This is a genomic window from Arthrobacter vasquezii (assembly GCF_029455255.1).
GTDB lineage: Bacteria > Actinomycetota > Actinomycetes > Actinomycetales > Micrococcaceae > Arthrobacter_D > Arthrobacter_D parietis.
In genome coordinates this window covers 124,307-147,521 of the sequence record NZ_JAROKN010000003.1, presented here as the reverse complement: position 1 = coordinate 147,521, position 23,215 = coordinate 124,307, and the positions used below count along the sequence as shown (strand labels likewise).

Below are 23,215 nucleotides of genomic sequence, written 5' to 3'. Positions count from 1 at the left end.
CCTCGTCCTTATCGCCTGCGGTTATCGCGGTCCGGTGTACCGACGGGCGCCCAGCCCCGACGCGAGGGTGAACTGCCCGAACCTCTGCGATCCCTCGACCTGTAGACGATGTAGGGCCGGAACAGGTAATGGAGGGGAGCAGTGAACGCATGCACCAGGCGGGTGAATGGCCAGATGACAAACAGCAGCATGCCCACCAGCGTGTGCAGGTGGAAGGAGAACGGAGCGGCCGCCATGGATGCAATGTCCGGTTGGAAAATGAAGAGGGAACGGAACCAGGGCGCTACCGTCTCACGGTAGTTGTGCCCGTGCCCGCCAAGGAAGACACTCGCCAGCGTGGTCCACAATCCGAAGACGATCGCGGCCGCGAGAACCACGTACATCATCTTGTCATTGCGTGTTGTCGCCATGAAGACAGGGCCTGTCTTACGGCGGCGGTAGATCAGGATCGCGATCCCGCCAAGAGTGCCGATTCCTGCGATCCCCCCGACGAAGAGCGCGTTGAAGTGATAGAAGTCCTGACTCATCCCCACTGCTTCGGTCCAGGACATGGGAATGACCAGACCAAAGAAGTGGCCGGCCACTACCGCCAGAATGCCGAAGTGAAACAGCGGTGATCCGATCCGCAGCAGCCGGGACTCGTACAGCTGCGAGGAGCGCGTCGTCCAGCCGAACTGGTCATAGCGGTACCTCCAAATGAGCCCGCCGATGAGCACCGCCATTGAGACGTACGGGGCAATTCCCCAGAGCAGGACGTCCATGGTCAACCTTTCGATGAACTCAGGGGGAGCAGGCGCGGATCATACGGATCGAGGCCCACGGATTCCGTCTGCGGCCCCTGTCTGGCCAGCCGCATGACGGCGTTGCGGTCCGCGGGTGACGGGCCGGGCAGGGTGTCGCACACTGCACGCACGAGGTCGGCGTGCGCCAGCTTGTCGTCCTCGAGAGCCAACCGGATCAGTTCGACGCTCGGGCGGAATCCCAGCAACAGATCCCTTCCTGCAGCCGGGTCCACCGTGGCTGCGAACTCAAGGACCATCGGCAGGTAGTCAGGCAATTCACCGTCCAGGTCCACCAACACCTCGCTGCGCCGGTACACCCGCTTGAATTCGCCCAGCACCTCGCCCCTGCGCCGGGTATCGCCGTCGGTCCAGTAGGACAGATGGAGCGAGTGCCGCCGGCTCAGGTCGAATTCCTGCACATACGTCGCCTGGACCTCGGGCAGTGCACTGGTCTCGAGCTGACGGAGGACGGACTCAAATGGTGCAAGCGCGCCGTCGTGCTCGGAGAGAGCCGCCCGGATCAGCGGGATCCGGCCGAGCAGCTCCTCATCGGGATAGGACAGGCACCAGGCCGCGGCGAGGTAGGTGACGGCCTCCCTTCCCTCGCGTCCCTCCTGCGTAGACCTCTTCGACGTCCAGCCGCCAAAGAGCTTGCTCATCGCCGTTCCTCCCCATCGGAGTGATCGTATTCCTGCGGATCATCGCGCGGCTGGTCAGGGAACATGCCCTCAGGCACTCCATTGCCGTCCCAATTCAGCAGATTGACCCGACCACGCAGCGTCTCCCGACCTCCGGGAGCGTCGGAGGTCTGCCGCTGCTGCAGCGCATTGAACGTTTCCACTGCGACCGGTGTCGGTACGCCGCTGGCCTCCCCGAAGGGGGAGTCCTGCATGCCGGGGCCGCCGTCGAAATCGAGGGAACATCCCAGCTCCTCGAGATCGTGTGCCTGCTCCACGTGGGCTTTCGGAATCACATAGCGTTCGTCGTACTTGGCGATAGCCATCAACCGGTACATCTCATACATCGTTTCGCCCTCCATCCCGACGGAAGCCGGAATGGAATCGTCCGGATCGTTGCCCAGGCTGATGCCGCGCAGATAGGAGCGCATGGCAGCGAGCTTCTTCAACACACCGGTAACCATCTCGGAATCGCCCGCGGTGAAAAGCTCGGCAAGGTACTCAACCGGAATGCGCAACTCGTCGATGGCGCCGAACAGGTTTCCGTGGTCTTCAGCGTCATGCCCCTGGTCGCGCAGCAGGTCAACAATCGGAGAGAGCGGCGGAACGTACCAGACCATTGGCATGGTGCGGTACTCCGGGTGCAGCGGAAGGGCTATCTTGTAGACTTTCGCGAGCGCGTAGACGGGCGAGCGCTGCGCGGCATCGATCCAGTCGTCCGGGATGTCCTGCTCGCGGGCAGCCGCAACCACGGCCGGGTCATTGGGATCCAGCAGTACGTCCAGCTGCGCCTGGTAAAGGTCCTTGTCATCCGGAACCGATGCCGCTTCGGTTACTTTGTCTGCGTCATAAAGGAACAGGCCCAGATAGCGCAGGCGGCCAACACAAGTTTCCGAGCATACGGTGGGCAGTCCCACCTCGATCCTGGGGTAGCAGAACGTGCACTTCTCCGCCTTCCCGGTCTTGTGGTTGAAGTAGACCTTCTTGTACGGGCAGCCCGTGATGCACTGACGCCACCCGCGGCAGCGGTCCTGGTCAATCAGCACGATTCCGTCTTCCACCCGCTTGTAGATAGCGCCGGAGGGGCAGGAGGCCATGCAGGAGGGGTTGAGGCAGTGCTCGCAGATCCGCGGCAGGTAGAACATGAAGGTCTGCTCGAACTCGAACTTGATCTTGTCTGCGGACTCCTTTCGGACTTTCTCGACCATCGGGTCCAGATGGCCCATCTCCGTTGTGCCGGCCAGGTTGTCATCCCAGTTGGCGGACCAGGTCACCTTGGTGTCTTCCCCGGTGATGAGCGACTTCGGCCTGGCAACGGGGAAGTCGTCGCCGAGCGGGGCGTCCACGAGGTTCTTGTAGTCATACGTCCAGGGCTCGTAGTAGTCGGCCAGCTCAGGCTGCACGGGACTCGCGAAGAGCCCAAGCATCTTCTTCAGCCGTCCGCCGCCCTTCAGCTTCAGGCGGCCGCGCTTGTTCAACTCCCAACCCCCGCGCCATTTATCCTGGTCCTCGTAACGCCGGGGGTACCCCTGCCCGGGCCGGGTTTCAACATTGTTGAACCAGACATACTCGGTGCCCGCCCGGTTGGTCCAGGCCTGCTTGCAGGTCACCGAGCAGGTGTGACACCCGATGCACTTGTCCAGGTTCATCACCATGCCCATCTGAGCCATGACACGCATCAGTACTTCACCTCCTGTGAACGACGGCGGACCCTCGTAACCATGTCCCGCTGGTTTCCCGTTGGGCCCAGATAGTTGAAGGCGTAGGCGAGCTGGGCGTAGCCGCCGATCATGTGGGTCGGTTTGACCAGCAGCCTGGTGACCGAGTTGTGAATTCCGCCGCGCCGGCCGGTCGCCTCGGACTTCGGTACATCGATCGTCCGTTCCTGTGCGTGGTAGACGAAAACGACGCCGGACGGCATCCGGTGGCTGACGATCGCCCGGCCGACCAGTACGCCGTTGGTGTTGACGCACTCAACCCAGTCGTTGTCCTTCACCTCAATGGAGGCAGCGTCCGCAGGGCTCATCCAGACGGTCGGGCCGCCGCGTGAAAGCGAAAGCATCAGCAGGTTGTCCTGATACTCCGAGTGGATGGACCATTTCGAGTGGGGGGTGAGGTACCGTACCGTGATTTCCCTGGTGCCGTCGGGGCCCAGCTTCGGCTCACCGAACAGCCGGTTCATGTCGAGCGGCGGCCGGTAGATGGGCAGGGCCTCCCCGACGTCACGCATCCAGTCGTGATCCAGGAAGAAGTGCATGCGTCCCGTCAGTGTGTGCCAAGGCTTCAACCGTTCAACGTTGACGGTGAACGGAGCGTAACGGCGGCCCCCGGTCTCCGAGCCGGACCATTCCGGCGAGGTGATCACAGGAACCGGTCCTGCCTGCGTCTGGGCGAAGGTAATGCGTTTCTCCTCCGACCCCTCCGCCAGGTCCGCCAACTTCACTCCGGTGCGTTTCTCGAGGTCCTTGAAACCCTGGACGGCAAGCTCACCGTTTGTGGTTCCGGAGAACGCCAGGATTGCCTCAGCCATTTTCGAATCGGTGTCGATCGCCGGCCGGCCGTTGCCCGCGCCGCCCTGCATGACCCCGTTTGAGTGCCCCAGCCGGTCAACTTCCCGTTTGACACGGTAAGTGATGTTTTTGACGGTGAAGCCCAGCGTGTCGGCCAGCGGCCCCACGGACGCGAGCTTGTCGGCAATAGCGGTGTAGTCCCGCTCGACAATATGGAAATTGGGCATGTTCTGGCCGGGAACAGCCGGAATGTCCTCCCGGCGCCAATCGCGCACCACACCTCCCGGCTGAGCAACCTGCCCGGGGGTGTCATGCTGCAGCGGCACACTCACCAGGTCTTTGCGCACACCGAGGTGCGTCTTGGCCTGGCGGGAAAACTCCCTGGCCAGCAGGTGGAAGGTCTCAAAATCCGACTTCGATTGCCACGGCGGGTCAATAGCCGGGGTGAAGGCGTGGACAAATGGGTGCATGTCGGTGGAGGAGAGATCGTGTTTCTCATACCAGGTTGCGGCGGGGAAGACGATGTCCGAGAGCAGCGTGCTCGACGTCATCCGGAAGTCCGCGGTGACCAATAGGTCCAGCTTCCCCTGCGGCGCTTCCTCATGCCACGTGACGTCCTCGGGAAGCTGGCCGCTGGAATGGTCCTCGCCCATCACGTTGTTGTGGGTCCCGAGCAGGTTGCGGAGAAAGTACTCGTTTCCCTTTGCCGAGCTTCCGAACAGATTGGACCGCCAGAGCATCAGGGTGCGCGGCCAGTTTTTCGGGGAGTCGACGTCCTCAATGGCGGGATTGAGCTTGCGGCTTTTCAGCTGATCCGCAATGTACGACGGCGCGTCGGCCACCTCACCGCGATCCACCGCGTCTTGGGCCTCCTCGGCCAGATCCAGCGGGTTCCGGTCGAACTGCGGGTAGAAGGGCATCCAGCCGAGCCGGTTGGACTGCGCCAGGGCATCGGCGGTGTGCATGCCGTCGAGGTTTCCGGTGGACAGCGGTGACTTCAGCGCGTCAGCGGAGTAGCCGTCCTGGCGCCACTGGTCAGTGTGCATGTACCAGTAACCCGTGCCGATCATGGTGCGCGGCGGCCGGGACCAGTCCAACGCGTTGGCCAGTGAGATCCATCCGGTGATCGGCCTGCATTTCTCCTGGCCGACGTAGTGGGCCCAACCGCCGCCGTTGCGGCCCATGCACCCGGTGAGCATCAGAAGCGACAACACTGCCCGGTAGGTTGCATCCCCGTGGAACCACTGGCAGATTCCCGCGCCCATGATGATCATCGAGCGGCCGTTGGACTGCTCGGCATTGCGGGCGAACTCGCGCGCCACCCGGATGCAGGCCTGCGCGGGGACGCTCGTGATCTCCTCCTGCCACGCCGGCGTGTAGGGAGTAGAAGCATCGTCGTAACTGCCCGCCCACTCCCCCGGCAGCCCCTCGCGGCCCACACCGTACTGGGCAAGCATGAGGTCGAACACCGTGGTGACGAGGTGCCCTTCGACCTCCAGAACGGGAACGCCGCGGCGCTGGACTCCCGCCTCGCCGGACGGGTCATCGAAGCGCGGCATGAGGATCTCGGCGCTGCCGGCACCGGAGGTTTCCAGCATGGACAGCGCGGGGTCAATCTCTCCCAGGTCGAGGTTCCACTTGCCCATGCCGCCGTCGTTGTAGCGGTGTCCCATGGTGCCGTTGGGGACGGCGACCCGGCCGGTCTTCTGGTCGAACAGGACCGTCTTGAACGCATCATCCTCGCCCGGAGCATGTGAGCTCAGATCCGCGGCGGTGAGGAATTTGGTCGGGACCAGTGCGCCGCCGTCGTGCTGTTCCAACCGGACAAGGAATGGCAGGTCCGTGAACTGGCGGACGTAGTTGCGGAAGAACGGGACCTCCCGGTCCACGAAGAACTCCTTGAGCATCACGTGGCCCATGCCCATGGCCAGCGCGGCGTCCGTGCCTGCCTGGGCAGGCAGCCACTCGTCGGCGAACTTGGTGTTGTCCGCGTAGTCGGGGCTCACCGAGACCACCTTGGTTCCGCGGTAACGCACCTCCGTCATCCAGTGCGCGTCCGGCGTACGGGTCACAGGTACGTTCGAGCCCCACATCATCAGGTAGGTCGCGTCCCACCAGTCGCCCGACTCCGGAACATCCGTCTGGTCACCGAACACCTGCGGGCTGGCCACCGGCAGGTCCGCGTACCAGTCGTAGAAGGACGTCATCACTCCGCCGATGAGCTGGATGAAGCGGTTACCCGCGGCGTGGGACACCATGGACATCGCGGGAATCGGCGAGAAGCCGGCCACCCGGTCCGGTCCGTGGGCTTTGATGGTGTGGACATGCGCAGCCGCGGCGATCTCGATTGCTTCCTGCCAGGGAATCCGGACGAGGCCGCCCTTGCCGCGGGCCTGCTGGTAGCGCCGCCGCCGGTCGGGATCGTTCACAATGTCTGCCCATGCCAGCACCGGGTCCTTCAGCCGGGCCTTTGCCTCCCGGTACATCTCAATGAGCACACCGCGTCCGTACGGGTAGCGGACCCGGGTTGGGGAATAGGTGTACCAGGAAAAGGCCGCTCCGCGCGGACAGCCGCGCGGTTCATATTCCGGGCTGTCGGGACCTACGGAAGGGTAGTCGGTCTGCTGCGATTCCCAGGTGATGATGCCGTCCTTGACGTACACCTTCCAGGAGCACGAGCCCGTGCAATTGACCCCGTGCGTGGAGCGGACCACTTTGTCATGGCTCCAGCGGTCCCGGTAGAAGATGTCGCCGCTTCTTCCGCCTTCCCTGAAAACCGCCCGGCCGTCATCGGTTTCTTCCCACTTGCTGAAGAAACGCCCCAGCTTCAACAACGCGTCAGAGGCCGAACCATCAAGCCCCGCACGAACAGTTCCCTGTGCCATAAAACCAACCTAGGCGAGGCAAGTATTACTGACCAGCGTTTCTCAGCTGTTTGGAATAAGTCAACGCAAATGTGTGGTATTTGCGGGCAACAAGTTCGATCGGGCGCATCAACATCGGGCGCTCCAGCCTCCGGTTCTCGGCGGCCGAACGCACACCGTACATAATGGAAACCATGAGCGCCGAGACCGAACAATTCGTAGGACACATCGCCAGCCTGGGCACCACATCGGGAGTGCGCATCGTCATCGGCATGTGGGGCGCGTCCCCGTACGGTGCGTTCACCGACGTGATGGTGCAGAGCGCCGAAGGAACGCGCACGCTGCTCGCTCCGACGTCGGCCGTCGCCGACTACGTGTCCGGAGCCTATTCCTTCGACATTGTGCGCACCGTTCCGCTGACGGTCAGTATGGGAGAGGATTCGCTCGCCCTCGATGCCGGCCCGCTCAGTATCCGCGCGGAACTGGGTGAGTCAACCGTCGTCGGGCGTGTGCTCGGCTTGATTCCTACCATGATCGCCACCCATCCGCGCTGGCTGACTGCCATCAACCCCATCTCCAAAATCATCATGCCCGGCGTGCGCACAGCAGGTACCACGAAGGACGGCCGCCGGCAGTTCTACGGCGTCACCGGCGCCCGGGTCATCACCGCCGCAACGGCGTCGTGGGCGGGCGATCCACTCGGCGAGCTCACGAGCGTGCGTCCCCGCGTGCGGTTCGGGTTCAGCTCGGTGCCGAAGAAGCCGCAGGTGGTGGACGTAACGACGACGGTGCTGCCGCTCACCGAATCAACGGCAGTTTCCGGTACCTGACGCCGCTAGGCAGCTTCTGCCGCCACTTTGCTGCCGGGTGTGTTGCGTCCGCGCAGCGAGAGGCCCGCGGTCTCGGGAGTCTTGATGAGCGCGAGAGCTCCGATCACGCACGCGCCCATCATGTACATGGCCGGGACCAGATTGTTCCCGGTGCTTTCCACGAGTGCTCCGTTGACCACCGGGGCTGTTCCGCCGAACAGGGCAGTGGCGACGTTGTAGGTAATGGCAAAGCCGGCAAACCGTACGTGGGTGGGAAACAGGGATGGGAACATCGCCGAAATGGTCGCAAGCTGCGGCAGGTAGAGGAGTCCGAGGACCGCAAACGCCAGCAGTGCAAATCCGAACCCCAATCCCATGAGCATGTACATCGGCACTGCCAGGACAAACAGCCCGATCAGAGAGAACCACCACAGAGGCTTGCGTCCGACCCGGTCGGACAGTGCTCCAAAAAAGGGGATCAAGGCCATCAACACGACTTGTCCGATGAGCAGCAGGGTAAAAGTGGCGTCCGCGTCCATGTTGATCGTGACCTGAAGGTAGGTAGGCATGTACTGCAGGAACGTGTAGTTCACTACGTTGAGGGCGATTACGAGCCCTGACATCGAGAGGATCGGACGCCAGTACTTGGTCAGCAGGTCCTTCAGCGCCACCCCGGCTTTGGATTCGGTTTCGCCCTTCGACTCCGCCTCCCGGAAGACGGGAGTGTCCTCGAGCTTCTTGCGAAGGTACCAACCAACCGCTCCCATGGGACCCGCGATGAGGAACGGAATGCGCCAGCCCCAGTCGGCCATGGCGTCGGCGCCGATGATCAATTGGCACAACAGAGCGACCAGGCTGCCCAAGGCAAACCCCGCGAGCGTGCCGAACTCCAGGAAGCTGCCGTAGAAACCGCGTTTCCTGTCCGGGGAGTATTCAGCCATGAAGGTCGCCGCGCCACCATACTCACCGCCGGCAGAGAAGCCCTGAATCAACCTCAGCAGAACCAGCAGCGCCGGAGCGAGGAAGCCGGCGGCGTCATACGTTGGCAGCAGACCGATGCAGAAAGTGGAACCCGCCATCAACAGGATGGTCATCGCCAGCACGGACTTCCGTCCGATCTTGTCACCCAACGGACCCCAGAAGAACCCGCCGAATGGCCGCACCAGAAATGAGACGGCGAAGGTTCCCAGCGCCCAGACCGTTGCCTGGTCTCCCGGGAAGAAAATGGAACTGATGTACACCACCATCAGTCCGTAGATGCTGTAGTCGAACCACTCGACACCATTGCCGATCGCGGAGGCGCCGATCGCCTTCCGAAGTGTCCGTTTCCCTTCGGGAGTTTCGGAATCCGGAGTGGCGAATTCCCCTGCGTCCGTTGTGGGAGGTCCGGTTGTTCTCTCCTGCTCAGCCATGCGTCTCCTTCGTGTGGAGGCGCCCACGGCGCCCATGGGTCTCACAACGAAACTATGAGTTCGGCTGCGGGAGTGTCAAAGGGCGCCCACCACCAACGGAACTTTTGGGCAGGTCCGGCGACTTGCCGACGTCGTCAGCTCACCAGACCTGCGCAAAAGTTCCTGTTCAAGGAGCGACAGTTACGAACCGGTAAGTTTCTCGCTTGCCTCCGGGTCCGATTCGCGCAGGAACTTCGCGATGCGTTCCGCCTCATCGATCTCACCGATCGAGGCCGCCGCACGGCCGAGCGCGTTCAGCGCGCGCAGGAAGCCGCGGTTCGGCTCATGCGAGTACGGCACCGGACCCGCTCCCCGCCACCCGTTCCGGCGGAGCGCATCCAGCCCGCGGTGGTAGCCGGTGCGTGCGTAGGCGTAGGACTCGATGGTGCGTCCGTCGCCATACGCCTCGTCGGCGAGGATGGCCCACAATAACGACGACGTCGGGTGCTTGGCTGCCAGATCGACAGCCTCGTCCCCTGCCGCCAGCCGGGACACAACATCCGGTTCCTCGGGAAGGAGCGTAGGCTCCGGGCCCAGGAGGTTCTTGCGGAACTCGTCCGACATCAGAGCTTCTTGCCCGCTGATCCAAGCGACTTGGCGGCCTCGACAACACGGGCTGCCAGGCCGGCTTCTGCGGACGCACCCCAGACGCGCGGATCATAGGTCTTCTTGTTGCCCACCTCGCCGTCGACCTTCAGGACGCCGTCGTAGTTCTTGAGCATGTGGTCCGCCACCGGGCGGGTGAAGGCGTACTGCGTATCCGTGTCGATGTTCATCTTGATCACGCCGTAGGAAACGGCGTCAGCGATTTCCTGGTCCGAGGAGCCGGAACCACCGTGGAACACGAGGTCGAAGGGCTTGTCCTTTCCGATCTTCTGACCCACCTGCTCCTGAATGTCCTTCAGGATTTCGGGGCGCAGCTTCACGCCGCCCGGCTTGTAGACTCCGTGTACGTTTCCGAAGGTCAGCGCAGTGATGTAACGGCCGTGCTCGCCGGCTCCGAGGGCGTCAATGGTTGCCATTGCGTCTTCCACCGTGGTGTAGAGCTTGTCATTGATCGCGTTTTCGACTCCGTCTTCCTCACCGCCAACGGTGCCGATTTCAACCTCGAGAATGATCTTCGCCGCAGCGGCGCGGGGCAGGATTTCCTTGGCGATCCGCAGGTTTTCCTCGAGCGTCTCGGCCGAACCGTCCCACATATGGGACTGGAAAAGCGGGTCTTCACCGCGCTTGACTGCTTCCTCCGATGCGGCCAGCAGCGGCAGCACGAAGTCGTCAAGCTTGTCCTTCGGGCAGTGGTCCGTGTGCAGCGCAATGTTGACGTCGTAGCTCTTGGCGACCTCGCGCGCAAAGGCTGCAAAGCCGAGGGATCCGGCAACCATGTTCTTGACGGAGGCGCCGGACCAGTAGGCTGCACCGCCCGTGGAAACCTGGATGATGCCGTCAGAGCCCGCTTCGGCGAAACCCCGAATGGCCGCATTCAACGTCTGGGAGGACGTTACGTTCACCGCCGGGTAGGCGAAGCCGCCGGCCTTGGCGCGGTCGATCATCTCGGCGTAACTGTCCGGTGTGGCGATGGGCATGGCAACTCCTCGTATGGGTTTCGGGCACTCAAGGCTCACGCAGGTGAAGCCTCGCTTCTGTCCCATCCTAACGAGGGCGCTAATTGCGCGGAAACCTTACGGCGCGAGTGATGAATTGGGTTCGAGTGCATCCTTGAGCCGTGCAAGGCCGTCGCGGATCCGGGCCTTCACCGTGCCGAGAGGGGTTCCCAACACTTCCGCCACCTGCGCGTAGGTGAGCCCCTTGTAGTACGCCATCTCGATTGCCTGCCTCTGCTTCTCGGTCAGCACACCGAAGGCAGCCTTCACCGCCTGGGACTCGTCCTGCGCCAGAACCGATTCCATGACGCAGTCAAAAGGCGTCAGCACCTCGCCAGTGGACCACCGGTTGAACCTGTTCCGATGAGCCTGCTCCGACCGGATCCTGTCCACTGCACGACGATGCGCGAGTGTCATGAGCCACGCGATGGGCGATCCGAGTGCCGGTGAGAATTCCGGCGCCTTGTTCCATACCTGAAGGAAAACCTCCTGGGTCACTTCCTCCGACATCGTGGGGTCTACGACGATCCTCCGCACCAGCCCGAAGATCCGCGCGCTCGTGGCCCGGTAAAGGGCGGTGAATGCACGTTCGTCACCCAACCCCACCTGCATGAGGAGAGAGGGGAGGTCCGGCTCCGGCATCTCACTCAGCGAAGGAAGTCTCTCCGCAACGGTCACCGACATGAGACAACCTGACGTGAGATCCGGGGCGGTCTGTTAATTCTCATCGTCATCGCGGTTGTTCCTTCTGATAGTTAGCCTCCTAGCAGTTCTACACCCATTTCCCTAGGAAAACTAGCTACATGGTAAGCGTCCTGCAAGGCCCGCTAACAAAATGCTAGGCTGACAGACATGAGCACTCTTCCGCAGGCTGTTCCCGTCACGGGGGGAACCTTGACTGACCGGTTGGATCCGGGTATCTCCGTGCTCAACGCCTTACGGGACTACCGTGCCTCCGAAACAGCCATGCGCCGACGCACTCGCTCCTCCACCGGCATGGGCGAAACCGACTTCCTTGCGCTGCGCTACCTGCTTGAGGCGCAGCATGATCATCGCGAAGTCAGCCCCAAGGAACTCGCTGTTCGGCTGGGGATCTCCTCTGCCTCCACCACGAGCCTCATCGACAGGCTGGCCCGGACAGGGCACGTGCGGCGCAAACCGCACCCCAGCGACCGCCGGGCACTGGTCCTGGAGGCGAGCGCAGAGCCGGATTGCGACGCCCGGCGGACCATGAGCAATACGCACCAGCGGATGATGGATGTCGCTCAGACGCTCCAACCGGGGGATGCGGCCGTCGTCGTTGACTTCCTTGTCCGGTTGCGCGAGGCCGTGGACGGGATCGACGCGGACCAGCAGGGCTGACTACTGCGGAATGGTGTGTTGCCCAAACACGTGGCGCCGCACCCAGCCGTGCATGGCGATGGCCGCTGCTGCTGATGCGTTGATCGAACGGGTGGAACCGAACTGGGCGATGGACAGCGTGGCATCGGCGGCGGCATGGACTTCCGGAGTGAGGCCCGGGCCCTCCTGCCCGAACACGAGCACGCAATCGCGCGGCAATTCATACGTTTCCAACGGCACGGAATCGGGGAAATTATCGATACCGATCACACGTAGCCCGGCTGCCTGCGCCCACTCGACAAACTCCTCAACCGTGGGATGGTGCCGAACGTGCTGGTAGCGGTCGGTGACCATGGCTCCGCGGCGGTTCCACCGTCGTCGTCCGATGATGTGCACTTCACGCGCCAGGAAAGCGTTGGCCGTGCGGACCACTGAGCCGATATTCAGGTCATGCTGCCAGTTCTCGATGGCCACGTGGAAGTTATGGCGCTTGGAATCGAGGTCGGCAACGATGGCGTCATGCTGCCAGTAGCGGTATTCATCAACTACGTTCCGGGTATCCCCGTGTGCCAGCAAATCCGGGTCCCAGTGCGGATCAGAGGGCCACACGCCCTCCCAGGGACCCACACCCACGGTTGCCGGAGCGTTTTCCACAGTTTCTTCCACCCCCCAAGACTAGAGTGAAAGACTGATGCCGGGTTTATGTCCCCTCCAACGTCGTCACGGAAGAAGCAAATGCGCGAAAACGAACACATCGAGTGCTGGCTGACTGATATGGATGGCGTCCTGGTCCACGAGAATCAGGCCATCCCGGGAGCTGCGGAGCTAATTGACCGGTGGGTGGCAACCTCCCGCCGCTTCCTCGTTCTGACGAACAACTCGATCTACACCCCGCGTGACCTGGCTGCACGGCTGAAGGCCTCCGGACTCGAGGTTCCGGAGGAGAATCTGTGGACTTCGGCGCTCGCCACAGCGCAGTTCCTGCGCGATCAGCTGCCCGGCGGCCGAGCTTATGTGATTGGTGAAGCCGGACTGACGACGGCGCTGCACGAGGCCGGCTTTGTCCTCACCGACCAGAATCCGGACTATGTGGTGCTCGGCGAAACGCGGACCTACTCGTTCGAAGCGATCACAAAGGCCATTCGCCTGATCCTGGACGGCGCCCGGTTCATTGCCACCAACCCGGACACCACCGGCCCCTCCAAGGAGGGCCCGCTTCCCGCCACCGGGGCAATAGCGGCGCTCATCACAGCGGCAACCAACCGCGAGCCGTACATCGTGGGCAAGCCGAACCCGATGATGTTCCGCTCGGCAATGAACCAGATCGACGCGCATTCGGAGACCACCGCCATGGTGGGTGACCGCATGGACACGGACATCATCGCGGGCATGGAGGCCGGTCTCCATACTGTCCTGGTGCTTACCGGCATCACCAAGCGGGAAGACGTCGATGCCTACCCGTTCCGGCCGGCGCAGATCGTGGACTCCGTGCAGGACCTCATCGAGCAGGTCTGATGCCCGGCATCCTCAACCTGCGGGACATCGCCGCCTAGCTCTGGGCTGCATTCCGCGCAAGTGCGAGGTCTGCCACCGTTCTGAAGCGACTATAGGCAGGTTGGCGCCGGTTCTGCACGAAACTAGGAGATGCTCTTCACTGCTCCACCGGTGGGAATCGGAAGGAATTCCTGCTGCAGTTCGCGCACCACAGCCTGGTAAATCAGCGGGTTCCACTGCGGGCTGGCGTGGGGCGGGAGAGCACCCTCGGTAATGAGGTCCGCTGAAACCAAGCTGTCCGGGAAGGCCGCCGCCCAGCCGGGACGCGCCGTCGCGTAATCCACCGTGCCGTCATTCGGGTTGCCGATGAACGCCAGTTCGGTGCTGCTGCCCAGACTGAACCGGGCAACGTTGTAATGAAAGATGTACGACGCCTGGGACTGGATCAGCACACTGGACGGAGCCAACGGTGAGAGCTGCTCAAGGGTCTGATCGACGATCTGCGACCAGGTGCGCTCGTTCTTGTGCACAATGCGCTCAGCCAGCTCGTAACTGCCGCGAAGAACGGTGGGAACACGGTAACCGGCCTCGTAAAGGTAGACAACGCCGTCGAACATTGCCTGGTCGATCACGTCAAACCGGTCATGCGGGCTCGAATCCAGCAGGATGAACCGGACGTCGATACCCACCTCACGAAGCCGGGAAGCAACCTCCACAGCCACCATTCCCCCGAAGCTGTGTCCGTAGAAATACAGGGTGTCAATCTGCTGGGTGCGGATGTAGCGCCGCAGGGAGCCGACGATGGTGGAGATATCCAGGCCCCGGTTGGAGTAGCCCATGACGGCCAACCGTGCCCGCCGGCTGAGCACCGGCCGGAGCGAGTTCATGATCCAGACACCTTCTTCCCAGCTCGTCTTGTATCCCGGGAACAGGATCCAGCGAGCGTTGGGGAAGGTGGCGTCTGCGTACTCATCCTCCACAGGGATAATGGTGAACTCTTCGCGGGCTTCCTGGATCTGGCGCGTAACGAACAGGTCCGTGGCCAGGGCCAGCCCAAGAGCGGAACCGGTAAGGAAGCGCCGGCGCGACATGCCTTTCAGGCCATGCGCATAGGTGAGGAGCCGCTCCGGATCGGTGGTCATGGGTTGGCCATTACTCCAGACCGAGTTCGTCCTTGCTGAACGCGAAGAGGTAGGGCACGCCCGCTTCGGATTCGATCCGCTCCTTCGAACCGGTATCGCGGTCCACGATGACCGCGACTGCCACTACATTCCCGCCGGCCTTGCGCACGCCCTCCACTGCGGTGAGCGCGGATCCGCCGGTAGTGGAGGTGTCCTCAAGAACGACGACGTCGCGACCTGCTACATCCGGGCCCTCGACCTGGCGGCCCATTCCGTATGTCTTCTGCGCCTTGCGCACCACGAAGGCGTCAATAGCGCGTCCGTCCCGGGTGGCGGCGTGCATCAGCGCTGTTCCCACCGGGTCCGCCCCCATTGTCAGGCCGCCCGCGCTCTGGAAGGTGATGCCGGCGTCGTCGAGCAGGCCCAGCATGACCTCTCCCACCAGCGCCGACGCTTCATGATGCAGCGTCACCCGGCGGAGGTCGATGTAGTAGTCCGCCTCCTTGCCGCTGGAAAGTGTGACCTTTCCCCGCACCACCGCCAGTTCCAAAATGAGATCGCGGAGTCGGTCACGGGCGGTGGGGATATCGGTCATGGGAATCAGTTTAGACGGGGCGACGGTTGCACATTTCAGCTCAGCGCATCATTCCGGTGACGATTGCGTGGGCGTTTGCCGGGTGAAACCTGCCATTCGGCTGTACATGGGCTTTCCCAAGCCCCGACGACGACGAAAGCCGGGCAGGTGCCTCTGTGGGAGACATCTACCCGGCTTTCACCGGACGGCTCGACTGGGAGCGTCGGTCCGCTCTACGGCTCTACTGGAGCAGTTCCCACTAGAAGCGGAGCGCACGCAGGTAGTCGTAGCCCACCTCTGCGGTCTGCAGGGGCGTGACGTCCGGCTGGTCGTTCTCGACGATGTATTCCTTCGGTGTGTGGGCCCGGAAGATACGCGCAAAGTCGATGATTCCGGTGCCGAGGTCAGCGAAATTGCGGTCGCCGTCGAGGCTCTCCTTATCCTTCACGTGGTACTGCAGAACCTTCTGCGGCGCCTGCTGAATGGTGTCGATGGCGAACTGAACGGGATCTTTCGCGCCCACGCCAACACCGCCGGTGACAGCCCAGTACAGGTCTACCTCCAGGTGGACCAGTTTGGGATCAAGGCGGCTGGTGAAGATGTCCCATGGGGTCTCTCCGCCGCCGACGTCGGTCGTGAACTCGTGGGCGTGATTGTGGTAACCGTACTTGAGCCCGGCTGCGCGGGCAGCTGCGGCCTCCACGTTCATCTGGTCCGCCCAGCGGCGCCAGTCATCCCCGGAGGTTGAAGCCAGATACGGCACGTTGATGTGCGTCTGGCCGAGGGCGACGGCGTTCGCGATCTTCGCCTCCAGTGCGGCCGGCGAGGAACTGATGCCGTCGTGGCTCGATGATGGGGTGATGCCAAGCGAATCAAGGGTTGAGCGCATCGATTCAGCGGTGCGTCCGTAGAGGCCGGCAAGCTCAACCTTGGTGTAGCCGAAGTCAGCAAGGCTCGCCAGAGTTGCATCCACTCCCTCGCCGCGCATGATGTCGCGCAGCGTGTACAGCTGGATGCTGATGAGTCCGGGAGGCACCGGCCGGCCCTTCCTGCCACTGGGAGCGGCGATGGCAGCAGTCCCGCCAACGCCGGCCAGACCCATTCCTACACCGACCGCTGCGGCTCCCCTCAGGAAGCTGCGCCGGTCAACCCCCTTCTCTTCCAATGAACGACGAAGGGCGCCTGGGGCATTGAATCCAAAGCACATATGTTTGCCTTTCCTGGCACTGGATGCGTTCCGCCGCCGACCTTGGTGGGGAAGCATGTGAAGCTGCGGTGCAGCAATTGGTTACGGGGCTCACGGCAGGAACCGAAGCAGCCGGGCAGCAGCGCTACCCACGGTTGGTTGCCTCACCCACAGCGTCCTCGCCGTGCGCTCAACACACCACCGTTGCTGTCAATCGGTGCCAGACGCGATAGTGGCAGGAAGTCATGGTGCTGATGTAATCCGAGCTTTCACAACCACAACTTCCCCGATTTCAAGAGCAATTGCACCTGAAATCCAGGCAGGAAGGTGTTGACCCTCCCGCCTGGCCAGCCGGCGGCGACGCTTACCGGGAAGGTCAGTGCCGCCGTCGTTCGGGCTTGTGGTCTGACCCTAATTCGGGGTTTTGTTGTCTGTCAAGCAAAAGTCGGAAGGGTGTCAGAAGAAGTCGGCGGCTAGCCCGCCATCGAGTCAGACAGGCCCAGGACCATGGCATCGATGCGCTGTGGGGACATGGCATGGTGGATGGCCAGCATGCTGGCGCCGAGCACGCCGGCATCGAGGCCGGAACTTGACTGCACAATCTGCAGGTGCTGGGTAGCCAGGGGGATAGTTCGGGAGTAGACCACTTCGCGGATGCCCGCGATGAAGTGCTCGCCAGTGAGTGCCATCGAGCCGCCGATGACAATGACGGACGGATTGATGAGGCTGACACAGGCAGAGAGCACCTCACCTACATCCCTGCCGGCCTGGCGCACGGCATGCACGGCTTCGGTGGTTCCCGCGCCAACCAGCCGAACCACATCCTCGCTGGTAGTGGCTTCCAGTCCGAGGGCGCGCAATTTCGACGCGACGGCCGGCCCGGATGCCACTGCTTCCAGGCAGTCCTTGTTCCCGCAGTGGCAGGGCACTCCACCGCCGTTGTGCACGCGGATATGGCCGATGTCCCCGGCGACGCCGTCTGCACCGCGCTGCAGCATACCGCTGGAGACGATGCCCGAGCCGATGCCGGTGGCGACCTTGACGAAGATGAGGTTGTCTACTGCGGGCCAGGCGACGTTGCGCTCACCGAGCGCCATGATGTTCACATCGTTGTCTACGAGGACCGGCACGTGGAAGTGGGCCTGCAGGTGGCCCGGCACGTCGAAACCGTTCCATCCGGGCATGATCGGCGGGTTGATCGGCCTGCCGGTCCGGTGCTCCACCGGGCCGGGCACGCCGATGCCGATGGCCAGCAGGTCTTTGACGGCCCGCCCTGATTGCTCGAGCAACTCGGTGCCCAACTCCACAACTGCCTGCAACACAACATCGGGGCCCTGCGTGACTTCGATGGCCCGCGAAGCTTCATGCAGGCGGTGGCCCGTCAGGTCCGTAACCGCGACGTGCAGATGCGAAGCGCCAATGTCCACACCGAGTACTACCTTGCTGCCGGCCTTCAACGCGATACGCGAGGAGGGACGCCCGCCGGTCGAAACCGCATCATCCACGAAACCAACAAGACCGAGTTCCATGAGCGCCTCAATGCGCAGCGTGATGGTGGAACGGGCAAGGCCCATTTGCTCGGCGAGCTCGGTCCGCGTACGCGGACGGCCATCGCGCAGGATCTGGAACAACTCGCTCGCGCCGGATGAACCAAGGCCATTGAAGCTGCTTATGTCACTCATCGACTAATTACAGCACACCTTTCGACGAAACAGAGGGCTGGAAGCGGGCTCGGTGGGCACCCGGAAGAAAGGGCGCGTGCACGCGCTTCAACCGCTTCCACCGCCGTCGAAATGATCGAATGCCACGCAATCCGCGTTACTGCCCGCAATTTCGCCTTATTGGTCACGTTGGGTTGCGCGAATATATCGAAGGAACCACTACATCCGTTGGTCATCGTCATTAGTCGTGTTAGGTTCTTTGTGACCGGCGTCTCTCCACAGGTCTCCCAGCAGGAGAGAACCTCCGGCACAGCTACGACGCAGCATCACTTCAAGGAGGAAGCTTTGATCAAGGACACCCGTACCGGCAGCACCCGCTCACACCGGGGGGCTATTCGCAGGCTGGCAGGCGCCGCTTCACTTGCCATCGCGGCGACCGCTCTATTGACCGGGCCCGCTGCTGCGGCTCCCGCGTCCAGCAATGCAAACCCGGCAGCCGACTGCGCAGGCAAGAGCATTCCGGCCAGCAAGATTTCGTTCCAGCTCTACAGTTACGCGGGCTGGCAGGGGGAGATCGGTACCGAGGCCGTCCTCGCCGAGCTGGCTGAGATCGGCTACAAGAACGTGGAGCCGTTCGGCGGTTCCTATGAAGGACGAAGCGCGGAGGAGTTCCGTGCACTGCTCAAGGAATACAAGCTCAAGGCTCCGTCGGCGCACGGAAGCACAGCTGAAGCGACCTTCGACCAGACCCTTGCGTACGCCAAGACCATCGGCCAGAAGTACACGGGATCCGGCGGCTGGGCCGCACCCGGTATCAACAGGGATGGAAGCAGCACCTACGCAGACGTGCTGGCCACCGCCGAGGCAATGAACCATCTCGGCCAGCTCTCCGTCGAGGCCGGCACCGGCAAGCACTTCGGGCATAACCACTGGTGGGAGTTCACCACGCTGGTTACCAACCCGGAGACCGGCGAGCAGACAACCGCCTATGAAGTGCTCCTGGCGAACACCGACCCGCGTTACGTGGCCTTCCAGCTGGACGTGTACTGGGCATCTGACGCGGGAGTCGACGTCGTCGACCTGCTTGAGCGCCACGGTGACCGGATTGAACTGCTGCACATCAAGGATGGCGCCCTGCCGGCCGACACCCTCGGTTTCGAGAGCTTTCCCCTGCTGACCGACGTCGGAGAAGGGGACATTGACTGGGCGCCCATTCTCGACGCCGCGCAGGGCCATGTGAAGTACTACGTCATTGAACGCGACGGCGCCCCGGCGACGGCGGAGTTCGCCGAGGACAGCTTCAACTTCCTCACCTGCTACTCCTACTGACGCGCAAGCTCTCCGGGTGGTCCTGAACAGGTCCGCCCGGAGGGCCTCAGCGCTGCCGAACTTTCGAAAGGAACACCGAATTGGGTACATCAGCCGAAGGAACTCAGAGCGAGGCCGAAAGGTCAGAATCAACCGCTCCTGCCTATGGCAGGACCGGCATCTGGCTCATCGGTGCGCGCGGATCCGTGGCCACCACTGCCACGGTGGGACTCGCTGCCATCTCTTCGGGCCTTGCCCCCGCCACGGGCTGCGTCACGGACCAGCACTCCTTCAATGCGGCTCTGCTTCCCGACTTCACCGACCTCGTGGTGGGCGGACACGACATCAGCGGCGTCTGCATGACCAAGCGTGCCGAGGCACTCGTTGATTCGGGAATGCTGCCGTCTCACCTGCTCGAATCCGTCCGCTCACAGCTCGGTGAGGCGGACCAGCGCGTGCGGCCGGGTTACGACCCCGCACAGAAGTCCGAGTCACAGGAAAAGGTGGCCCAGCGGCTCGCGCAGGACATCACCGACTTCAAGCAGGCCAATAACCTTGACCGCGTCGTCGTTCTTGATGTCGCTTCCACCGAGGCACCCGTTGAACCGATCGCCGAGTTCTACAACGTAGACCTGCTTCTCGCCGCCCTGAAGGATCCGGCCCGCCGCGTGTTGCCGCCGAGCTCGGTGGGCGCCTACGCAGCTATCCTGGCCGGTTCCCCCTATGTGTGTTTCACACCCTCCACGGCTCTCACCATCCCAGCGCTGCGTGAGCTCGCCGCCCGGCATCAGGTGCCGTCCGCCGGCCAGGACGGCAAGACCGGCCAGACCTGGCTGCGGTCAGTCCTCGCACCCGCTTTCGCAGCTCGCGGGCTCCGTGTCCTGTCCTGGGCCGGCACCAACCTGCTCGGCGGTGGGGACGGCGCAACCCTCGCCGATCCGCAGGCCGTCTCAGGCAAGCTTCAGTCCAAGAACCGCGGCCTGCAGGAGCTGACGGGGGGTGCGGTCACTCCGCTTCACATTGACAATGTCCAGGATCTCGGTGAAACGAAGGTGGCCTGGGACCACATCAACGTTGAGGGTTTCCTCGGATCGCGCCTGACCCTGCAAACCACCTGGAGCGCCTACGACTCCATGCTCGCCGCTCCCATGGTGCTCGACCTCGCCCGGCTGATGGCCCTCGCCCACGCTGCGGGAGAGGAAGGCCATGTCGAGGCACTGGGGTTTTTCTTCAAGGATCCCTGGGGCAGCGACGAGCACTCGTTCGCCAACCAGACCCGCAACCTCGTGGAGTGGGCGGAGACGGCAAGTGCCCGGTTGGCGGCCGGCGGCGGGAGCTCAGAGCAGCCGTGAGCGTCAACGACTACCTTGAGCTCGTGCGCGCGCCGGCCGTGCTGACGGTACTTGGCGACACTCTCGCGGGCGGATCTGCAGCCGGGCATGCACTAGGCGGCCGCCGGGTGGCTCTCCCTTTGGCGAGCGCGTGCTCCCAGGTGGCCGTGCCCACAAAGCGCTGCGCTGCATCGGTGGGAATGACCGTCACCTCATGGCCGGCTTCAGTGAACAAACGCAGAAGGGACGCCACCTTGTAGGCGGCGATCCCTCCTCCAACTCCCAGGACGATACGCACGTCGAGTCTTCGCGCTGACCGGCGGAGCGCTTACTCCGACGCTTCTGCCGGTGCAGCTACGAGCATTCCCTCATTGATCTCGCGCAGGGCGATCGACAGGGGCTTCTCATTCAGCTTGGTCTCGACAAGCGGCCCGACGTACTCGAACAGGCCCTCGTGCAGCTGCGAGTAGTAGGCGTTGATCTGGCGGGCACGCTTGGCACCGTAAATCACCAGGGCGTACTTCGAATCCGACGCCTCGAGCAGGGAGTCGATCGGCGGGTTGATGATGCCTTCGGGCTGAGTAGACACAAAATCTCCAATAGTCGCTGGGCCGTAAAAGCCACTGCGCGTTGCGTTTTACTGCGAGTGCGCGGTGAGGCCCATCAATGAAACAAGCTCATCTGCTGCGCGCTGAACATCGTCATTAATCACGGTGTGATCAAATTCCGGTTCGGCAGCAAGTTCCAGTTTAGCGGTTACCAGGCGCTGCTGTTGTTCCTCGGCGGTTTCGGTACCCCTGCCGATGAGCCGCCGGACCATTTCCTCCCAGCTTGGGGGGGCGAGGAACACGAAATTCGCTTCCGGCATACTCTCCTTCACCTGTCGCGCGCCCTGCAGGTCAATCTCGAGGAGAACCGACTTTCCGGCCTCCATCGCTGAATTGACCGTGCGTCTCAGGGTGCCATAGCGGTTCCGCCCGTGCACAACAGCCCACTCCAGCATCTGGCCCGTGTCCACCAGGGAGTCGAACTCTTCCGGCGACACGAAGTGATAATGAACTCCCTCCACCTCACCCGGACGGGGAGCGCGGGTTGTCGCCGAGACGGAGAGTTCCACCTCCGGGTAATTGTCACGGATGTAGGTCGAGACAGTCCCTTTGCCCACAGCCGTTGGGCCCGCAAGCACGGTCAGCCGCGGCTGATTCACGAATACTTCTTTCTCTAGTGGCGGTTGTTCGCCGGGTGGTTCGTCAAATGTTCAACGAGGGCCTTGCGCTGGTGGATTCCCAGCCCGCGAACCCTGCGGGTAGCTGCGATTCCCACGGCGTCCATGATGCCCGCGGCCCGCTTCTCCCCCACACCGGGCAAAGCCTTGAGTAAATCAAGAACCCGAAGCCTGCCGATCGCTTCTTCATGCGTAGAACCGTTGATGACCTCATCGACCGTCACTTCTCCCGACTTCAGCCGGGACTTCAGCTCCGCCCGGACGGCCCGGGCCGCAGTTGCTTTTTCCCGCGCCAGTGTTCGTTCGCTATCGGTGAGAGGTTTCAGGCTCACTCGGGCTCCCTAGGCAGTTGAAACCGTCGGCCAAGCACCGGCAGTGACGGGTCTGGAGTTTGGGCTTGCACTGAACCTATCTGCTCGGCTGACTGAAAATCAATCCGTTCCGGGCTCGGCGACCCCGGACAGGTCCACCGCGCGTTGCGCCGTGGCGACCGCCTGGCGAAGTCGTGCCGCGTCGGGACCGGAGCTAAGGATCTCCCTGCTCGAGTTGGGCAAGATCACTCCGGAGGCGCCCGCGAAGGTTTCCAGAAGCTCCTGGCGCCCGGCACCCTGCGCCCCCACGCCGGGAGCGAGAATCGGCCCGTTCAGCGTGCCCAGGTCGAGCCCAAGCCGACGCACCGCTGCCCCTGCGGTCGCGCCGATCACCAGACCCACCGAACCCGGGGTGCCGCCGTCGTTCTCTGCAGCCGCTGCCTGGACTATGCGGCGCGCAACCGAGTCCTCGCCGCCCACATGCTGCACGGAAGCGCCCTCCGGGTTGGAGGTGAGGGCCAGGACAAAGACTCCGCGACCCGTCTCACTGGCCGCGGTCAAGGCCGGGCGAAGCGACTCGAACCCCAGGTACGGGCTGAGGGTGAGGGCGTCCGCTGCCAGTGCGGACCCGTCTCGGAGCCAGGCATCGGCATAGCCGGCCATGGTTGATCCGATGTCCCCGCGCTTGGCGTCTGCGATTGTCAGCACCCCGGCCGCGGTGCTGTGCTTCAGCAGCCGCTCGAGGACGGCCATTCCGCGGGAACCGTGCCTCTCAAACAGGGCAACCTGCGGCTTCACGACCGCCACACTTCCCGCGACCGCCTCCAACACCGTCTCCGAAAAAGTGTCCAGCCCGGCGGGGGTATCGGGAAGGCCCCACGCCGCGAGCAGTGAGGGGTGCGGATCGATTCCGACGCACAGGCTTCCGAAACGCCCGACGGCGGCCGCCAGCCGCGATCCGAACGTCAC

22 protein-coding genes and 1 pseudogene are annotated in these 23,215 nt (G+C 63.2%); 5 read left to right on the top strand and 18 right to left on the bottom strand.

Features of this window, described 5'->3' with window-relative positions:
• Positions 1-8: 8 nt before the first annotated feature.
• From narI to P4U43_RS02720, 4 genes are read right to left on the bottom strand one after another with little or no spacing between them, the layout of a single operon-like run.
• On the bottom strand, positions 9-761 hold the full coding sequence (gene narI, locus P4U43_RS02735; RefSeq protein WP_056545949.1) for a respiratory nitrate reductase subunit gamma: 753 nt from the start codon (positions 759-761) through the stop codon (positions 9-11).
• Positions 762-763: 2 nt separating this feature from the next.
• Positions 764-1,441, bottom strand: a complete 678-nt coding sequence (gene narJ / locus P4U43_RS02730; protein WP_277357335.1) for a nitrate reductase molybdenum cofactor assembly chaperone — start codon at positions 1,439-1,441, stop codon at positions 764-766.
• On the bottom strand, positions 1,438-3,138 hold the full coding sequence (narH, locus tag P4U43_RS02725; RefSeq protein ID WP_277357334.1) for a nitrate reductase subunit beta: 1,701 nt from the start codon (positions 3,136-3,138) through the stop codon (positions 1,438-1,440). Before narH ends, narJ begins: the two co-directional genes overlap by 4 nt.
• A complete protein-coding gene (locus tag P4U43_RS02720) occupies positions 3,138-6,854 on the bottom strand; it encodes a nitrate reductase subunit alpha (protein WP_277357333.1) in 3,717 nt (1,238 codons plus the stop codon). Before P4U43_RS02720 ends, narH begins: the two co-directional genes overlap by 1 nt.
• A gap of 173 nt (positions 6,855-7,027) precedes the next feature.
• On the opposite strand from P4U43_RS02720, the gene P4U43_RS02715 reads away from it, so the two are divergent.
• The gene (locus P4U43_RS02715; RefSeq protein ID WP_277357332.1) at positions 7,028-7,663 is read left to right on the top strand and encodes a hypothetical protein; all 636 of its coding nucleotides are present in this window, start codon (positions 7,028-7,030) and stop codon (positions 7,661-7,663) included.
• Between the two features lie 5 nt (positions 7,664-7,668).
• On the opposite strand, the gene P4U43_RS02710 is transcribed toward P4U43_RS02715, so the two are convergent.
• The 4 genes from P4U43_RS02710 to sigK all read right to left on the bottom strand — a co-directional run bounded on the left by P4U43_RS02710 (position 7,669) and on the right by sigK (position 11,378).
• Positions 7,669-9,054: an MFS transporter gene (locus P4U43_RS02710; protein ID WP_277357331.1), complete on the bottom strand. Its 1,386-nt coding sequence runs from the start codon at positions 9,052-9,054 to the stop codon at positions 7,669-7,671.
• A gap of 180 nt (positions 9,055-9,234) precedes the next feature.
• Positions 9,235-9,657 carry a DUF3151 domain-containing protein gene (locus P4U43_RS02705; RefSeq protein WP_277357330.1) on the bottom strand — a complete coding sequence of 141 codons (423 nt, stop codon included), beginning with the start codon at positions 9,655-9,657 and terminating at the stop codon, positions 9,235-9,237.
• Positions 9,657-10,676, bottom strand: coding sequence for a class II fructose-bisphosphate aldolase (fbaA, locus tag P4U43_RS02700; RefSeq protein WP_277357329.1), 1,020 nt, complete (start codon positions 10,674-10,676; stop codon positions 9,657-9,659). Before fbaA ends, P4U43_RS02705 begins: the two co-directional genes overlap by 1 nt.
• 96 nt (positions 10,677-10,772) lie before the next feature.
• Positions 10,773-11,378 (bottom strand): ECF RNA polymerase sigma factor SigK, encoded by a 606-nt coding sequence (gene sigK / locus P4U43_RS02695; protein ID WP_277357328.1) that lies wholly within the window; start codon positions 11,376-11,378, stop codon positions 10,773-10,775.
• Between the two features lie 168 nt (positions 11,379-11,546).
• Here sigK and P4U43_RS02690 point away from each other — a divergent pair, with 168 nt between their 5' ends.
• Positions 11,547-12,056 (top strand): MarR family transcriptional regulator, encoded by a 510-nt coding sequence (locus P4U43_RS02690; protein WP_277357327.1) that lies wholly within the window; start codon positions 11,547-11,549, stop codon positions 12,054-12,056.
• Here the strand turns inward: P4U43_RS02690 and P4U43_RS02685 are convergent, their stop codons facing one another.
• The gene (locus P4U43_RS02685; RefSeq protein ID WP_277357326.1) at positions 12,057-12,701 is read right to left on the bottom strand and encodes a TrmH family RNA methyltransferase; all 645 of its coding nucleotides are present in this window, start codon (positions 12,699-12,701) and stop codon (positions 12,057-12,059) included.
• Between the two features lie 69 nt (positions 12,702-12,770).
• Here P4U43_RS02685 and P4U43_RS02680 point away from each other — a divergent pair, with 69 nt between their 5' ends.
• The gene (locus P4U43_RS02680) at positions 12,771-13,550 is read left to right on the top strand and encodes an HAD-IIA family hydrolase (protein WP_157359012.1); all 780 of its coding nucleotides are present in this window, start codon (positions 12,771-12,773) and stop codon (positions 13,548-13,550) included.
• A 122-nt stretch (positions 13,551-13,672) separates the two neighbouring features.
• On the opposite strand, the gene P4U43_RS02675 is transcribed toward P4U43_RS02680, so the two are convergent.
• The 4 genes from P4U43_RS02675 to P4U43_RS02660 form a co-directional block, all read right to left on the bottom strand.
• Positions 13,673-14,671: a thioesterase domain-containing protein gene (locus P4U43_RS02675; protein ID WP_277357325.1), complete on the bottom strand. Its 999-nt coding sequence runs from the start codon at positions 14,669-14,671 to the stop codon at positions 13,673-13,675.
• Positions 14,672-14,681: 10 nt separating this feature from the next.
• Positions 14,682-15,245 (bottom strand): orotate phosphoribosyltransferase, encoded by a 564-nt coding sequence (gene pyrE / locus P4U43_RS02670; RefSeq protein ID WP_056545924.1) that lies wholly within the window; start codon positions 15,243-15,245, stop codon positions 14,682-14,684.
• Between the two features lie 238 nt (positions 15,246-15,483).
• Complete coding sequence (locus P4U43_RS02665; protein WP_277357324.1) at positions 15,484-16,431, bottom strand: TIM barrel protein; 948 nt, start codon at positions 16,429-16,431, stop codon at positions 15,484-15,486.
• A 452-nt stretch (positions 16,432-16,883) separates the two neighbouring features.
• On the bottom strand, positions 16,884-18,092 hold the full coding sequence (locus tag P4U43_RS02660; protein ID WP_277357323.1) for an ROK family transcriptional regulator: 1,209 nt from the start codon (positions 18,090-18,092) through the stop codon (positions 16,884-16,886).
• A gap of 240 nt (positions 18,093-18,332) precedes the next feature.
• Here P4U43_RS02660 and P4U43_RS02655 point away from each other — a divergent pair, with 240 nt between their 5' ends.
• Positions 18,333-19,400: a sugar phosphate isomerase/epimerase family protein gene (locus P4U43_RS02655; RefSeq protein ID WP_277357322.1), complete on the top strand. Its 1,068-nt coding sequence runs from the start codon at positions 18,333-18,335 to the stop codon at positions 19,398-19,400.
• An 80-nt stretch (positions 19,401-19,480) separates the two neighbouring features.
• Positions 19,481-20,731 (top strand): inositol-3-phosphate synthase, encoded by a 1,251-nt coding sequence (locus P4U43_RS02650; RefSeq protein WP_277357321.1) that lies wholly within the window; start codon positions 19,481-19,483, stop codon positions 20,729-20,731.
• Between the two features lie 133 nt (positions 20,732-20,864).
• Here the strand turns inward: P4U43_RS02650 and P4U43_RS02645 are convergent.
• The 5 genes and pseudogenes from P4U43_RS02645 to pyrF all read right to left on the bottom strand — a co-directional run.
• Positions 20,865-21,008, bottom strand: a pseudogene (locus P4U43_RS02645) (flavoprotein); the annotation flags it as partial.
• Between the two features lie 30 nt (positions 21,009-21,038).
• On the bottom strand, positions 21,039-21,299 hold the full coding sequence (gene rpoZ / locus P4U43_RS02640; RefSeq protein ID WP_026544007.1) for a DNA-directed RNA polymerase subunit omega: 261 nt from the start codon (positions 21,297-21,299) through the stop codon (positions 21,039-21,041).
• 48 nt (positions 21,300-21,347) lie between these two features.
• Positions 21,348-21,917 carry a guanylate kinase gene (gene gmk, locus P4U43_RS02635; protein ID WP_277357320.1) on the bottom strand — a complete coding sequence of 190 codons (570 nt, stop codon included), beginning with the start codon at positions 21,915-21,917 and terminating at the stop codon, positions 21,348-21,350.
• A gap of 14 nt (positions 21,918-21,931) precedes the next feature.
• On the bottom strand, positions 21,932-22,267 hold the full coding sequence (gene mihF, locus P4U43_RS02630; protein WP_277357319.1) for an integration host factor, actinobacterial type: 336 nt from the start codon (positions 22,265-22,267) through the stop codon (positions 21,932-21,934).
• Between the two features lie 99 nt (positions 22,268-22,366).
• Positions 22,367-23,215, bottom strand: coding sequence for an orotidine-5'-phosphate decarboxylase (gene pyrF / locus P4U43_RS02625; protein WP_277357318.1), 849 nt, complete (start codon positions 23,213-23,215; stop codon positions 22,367-22,369).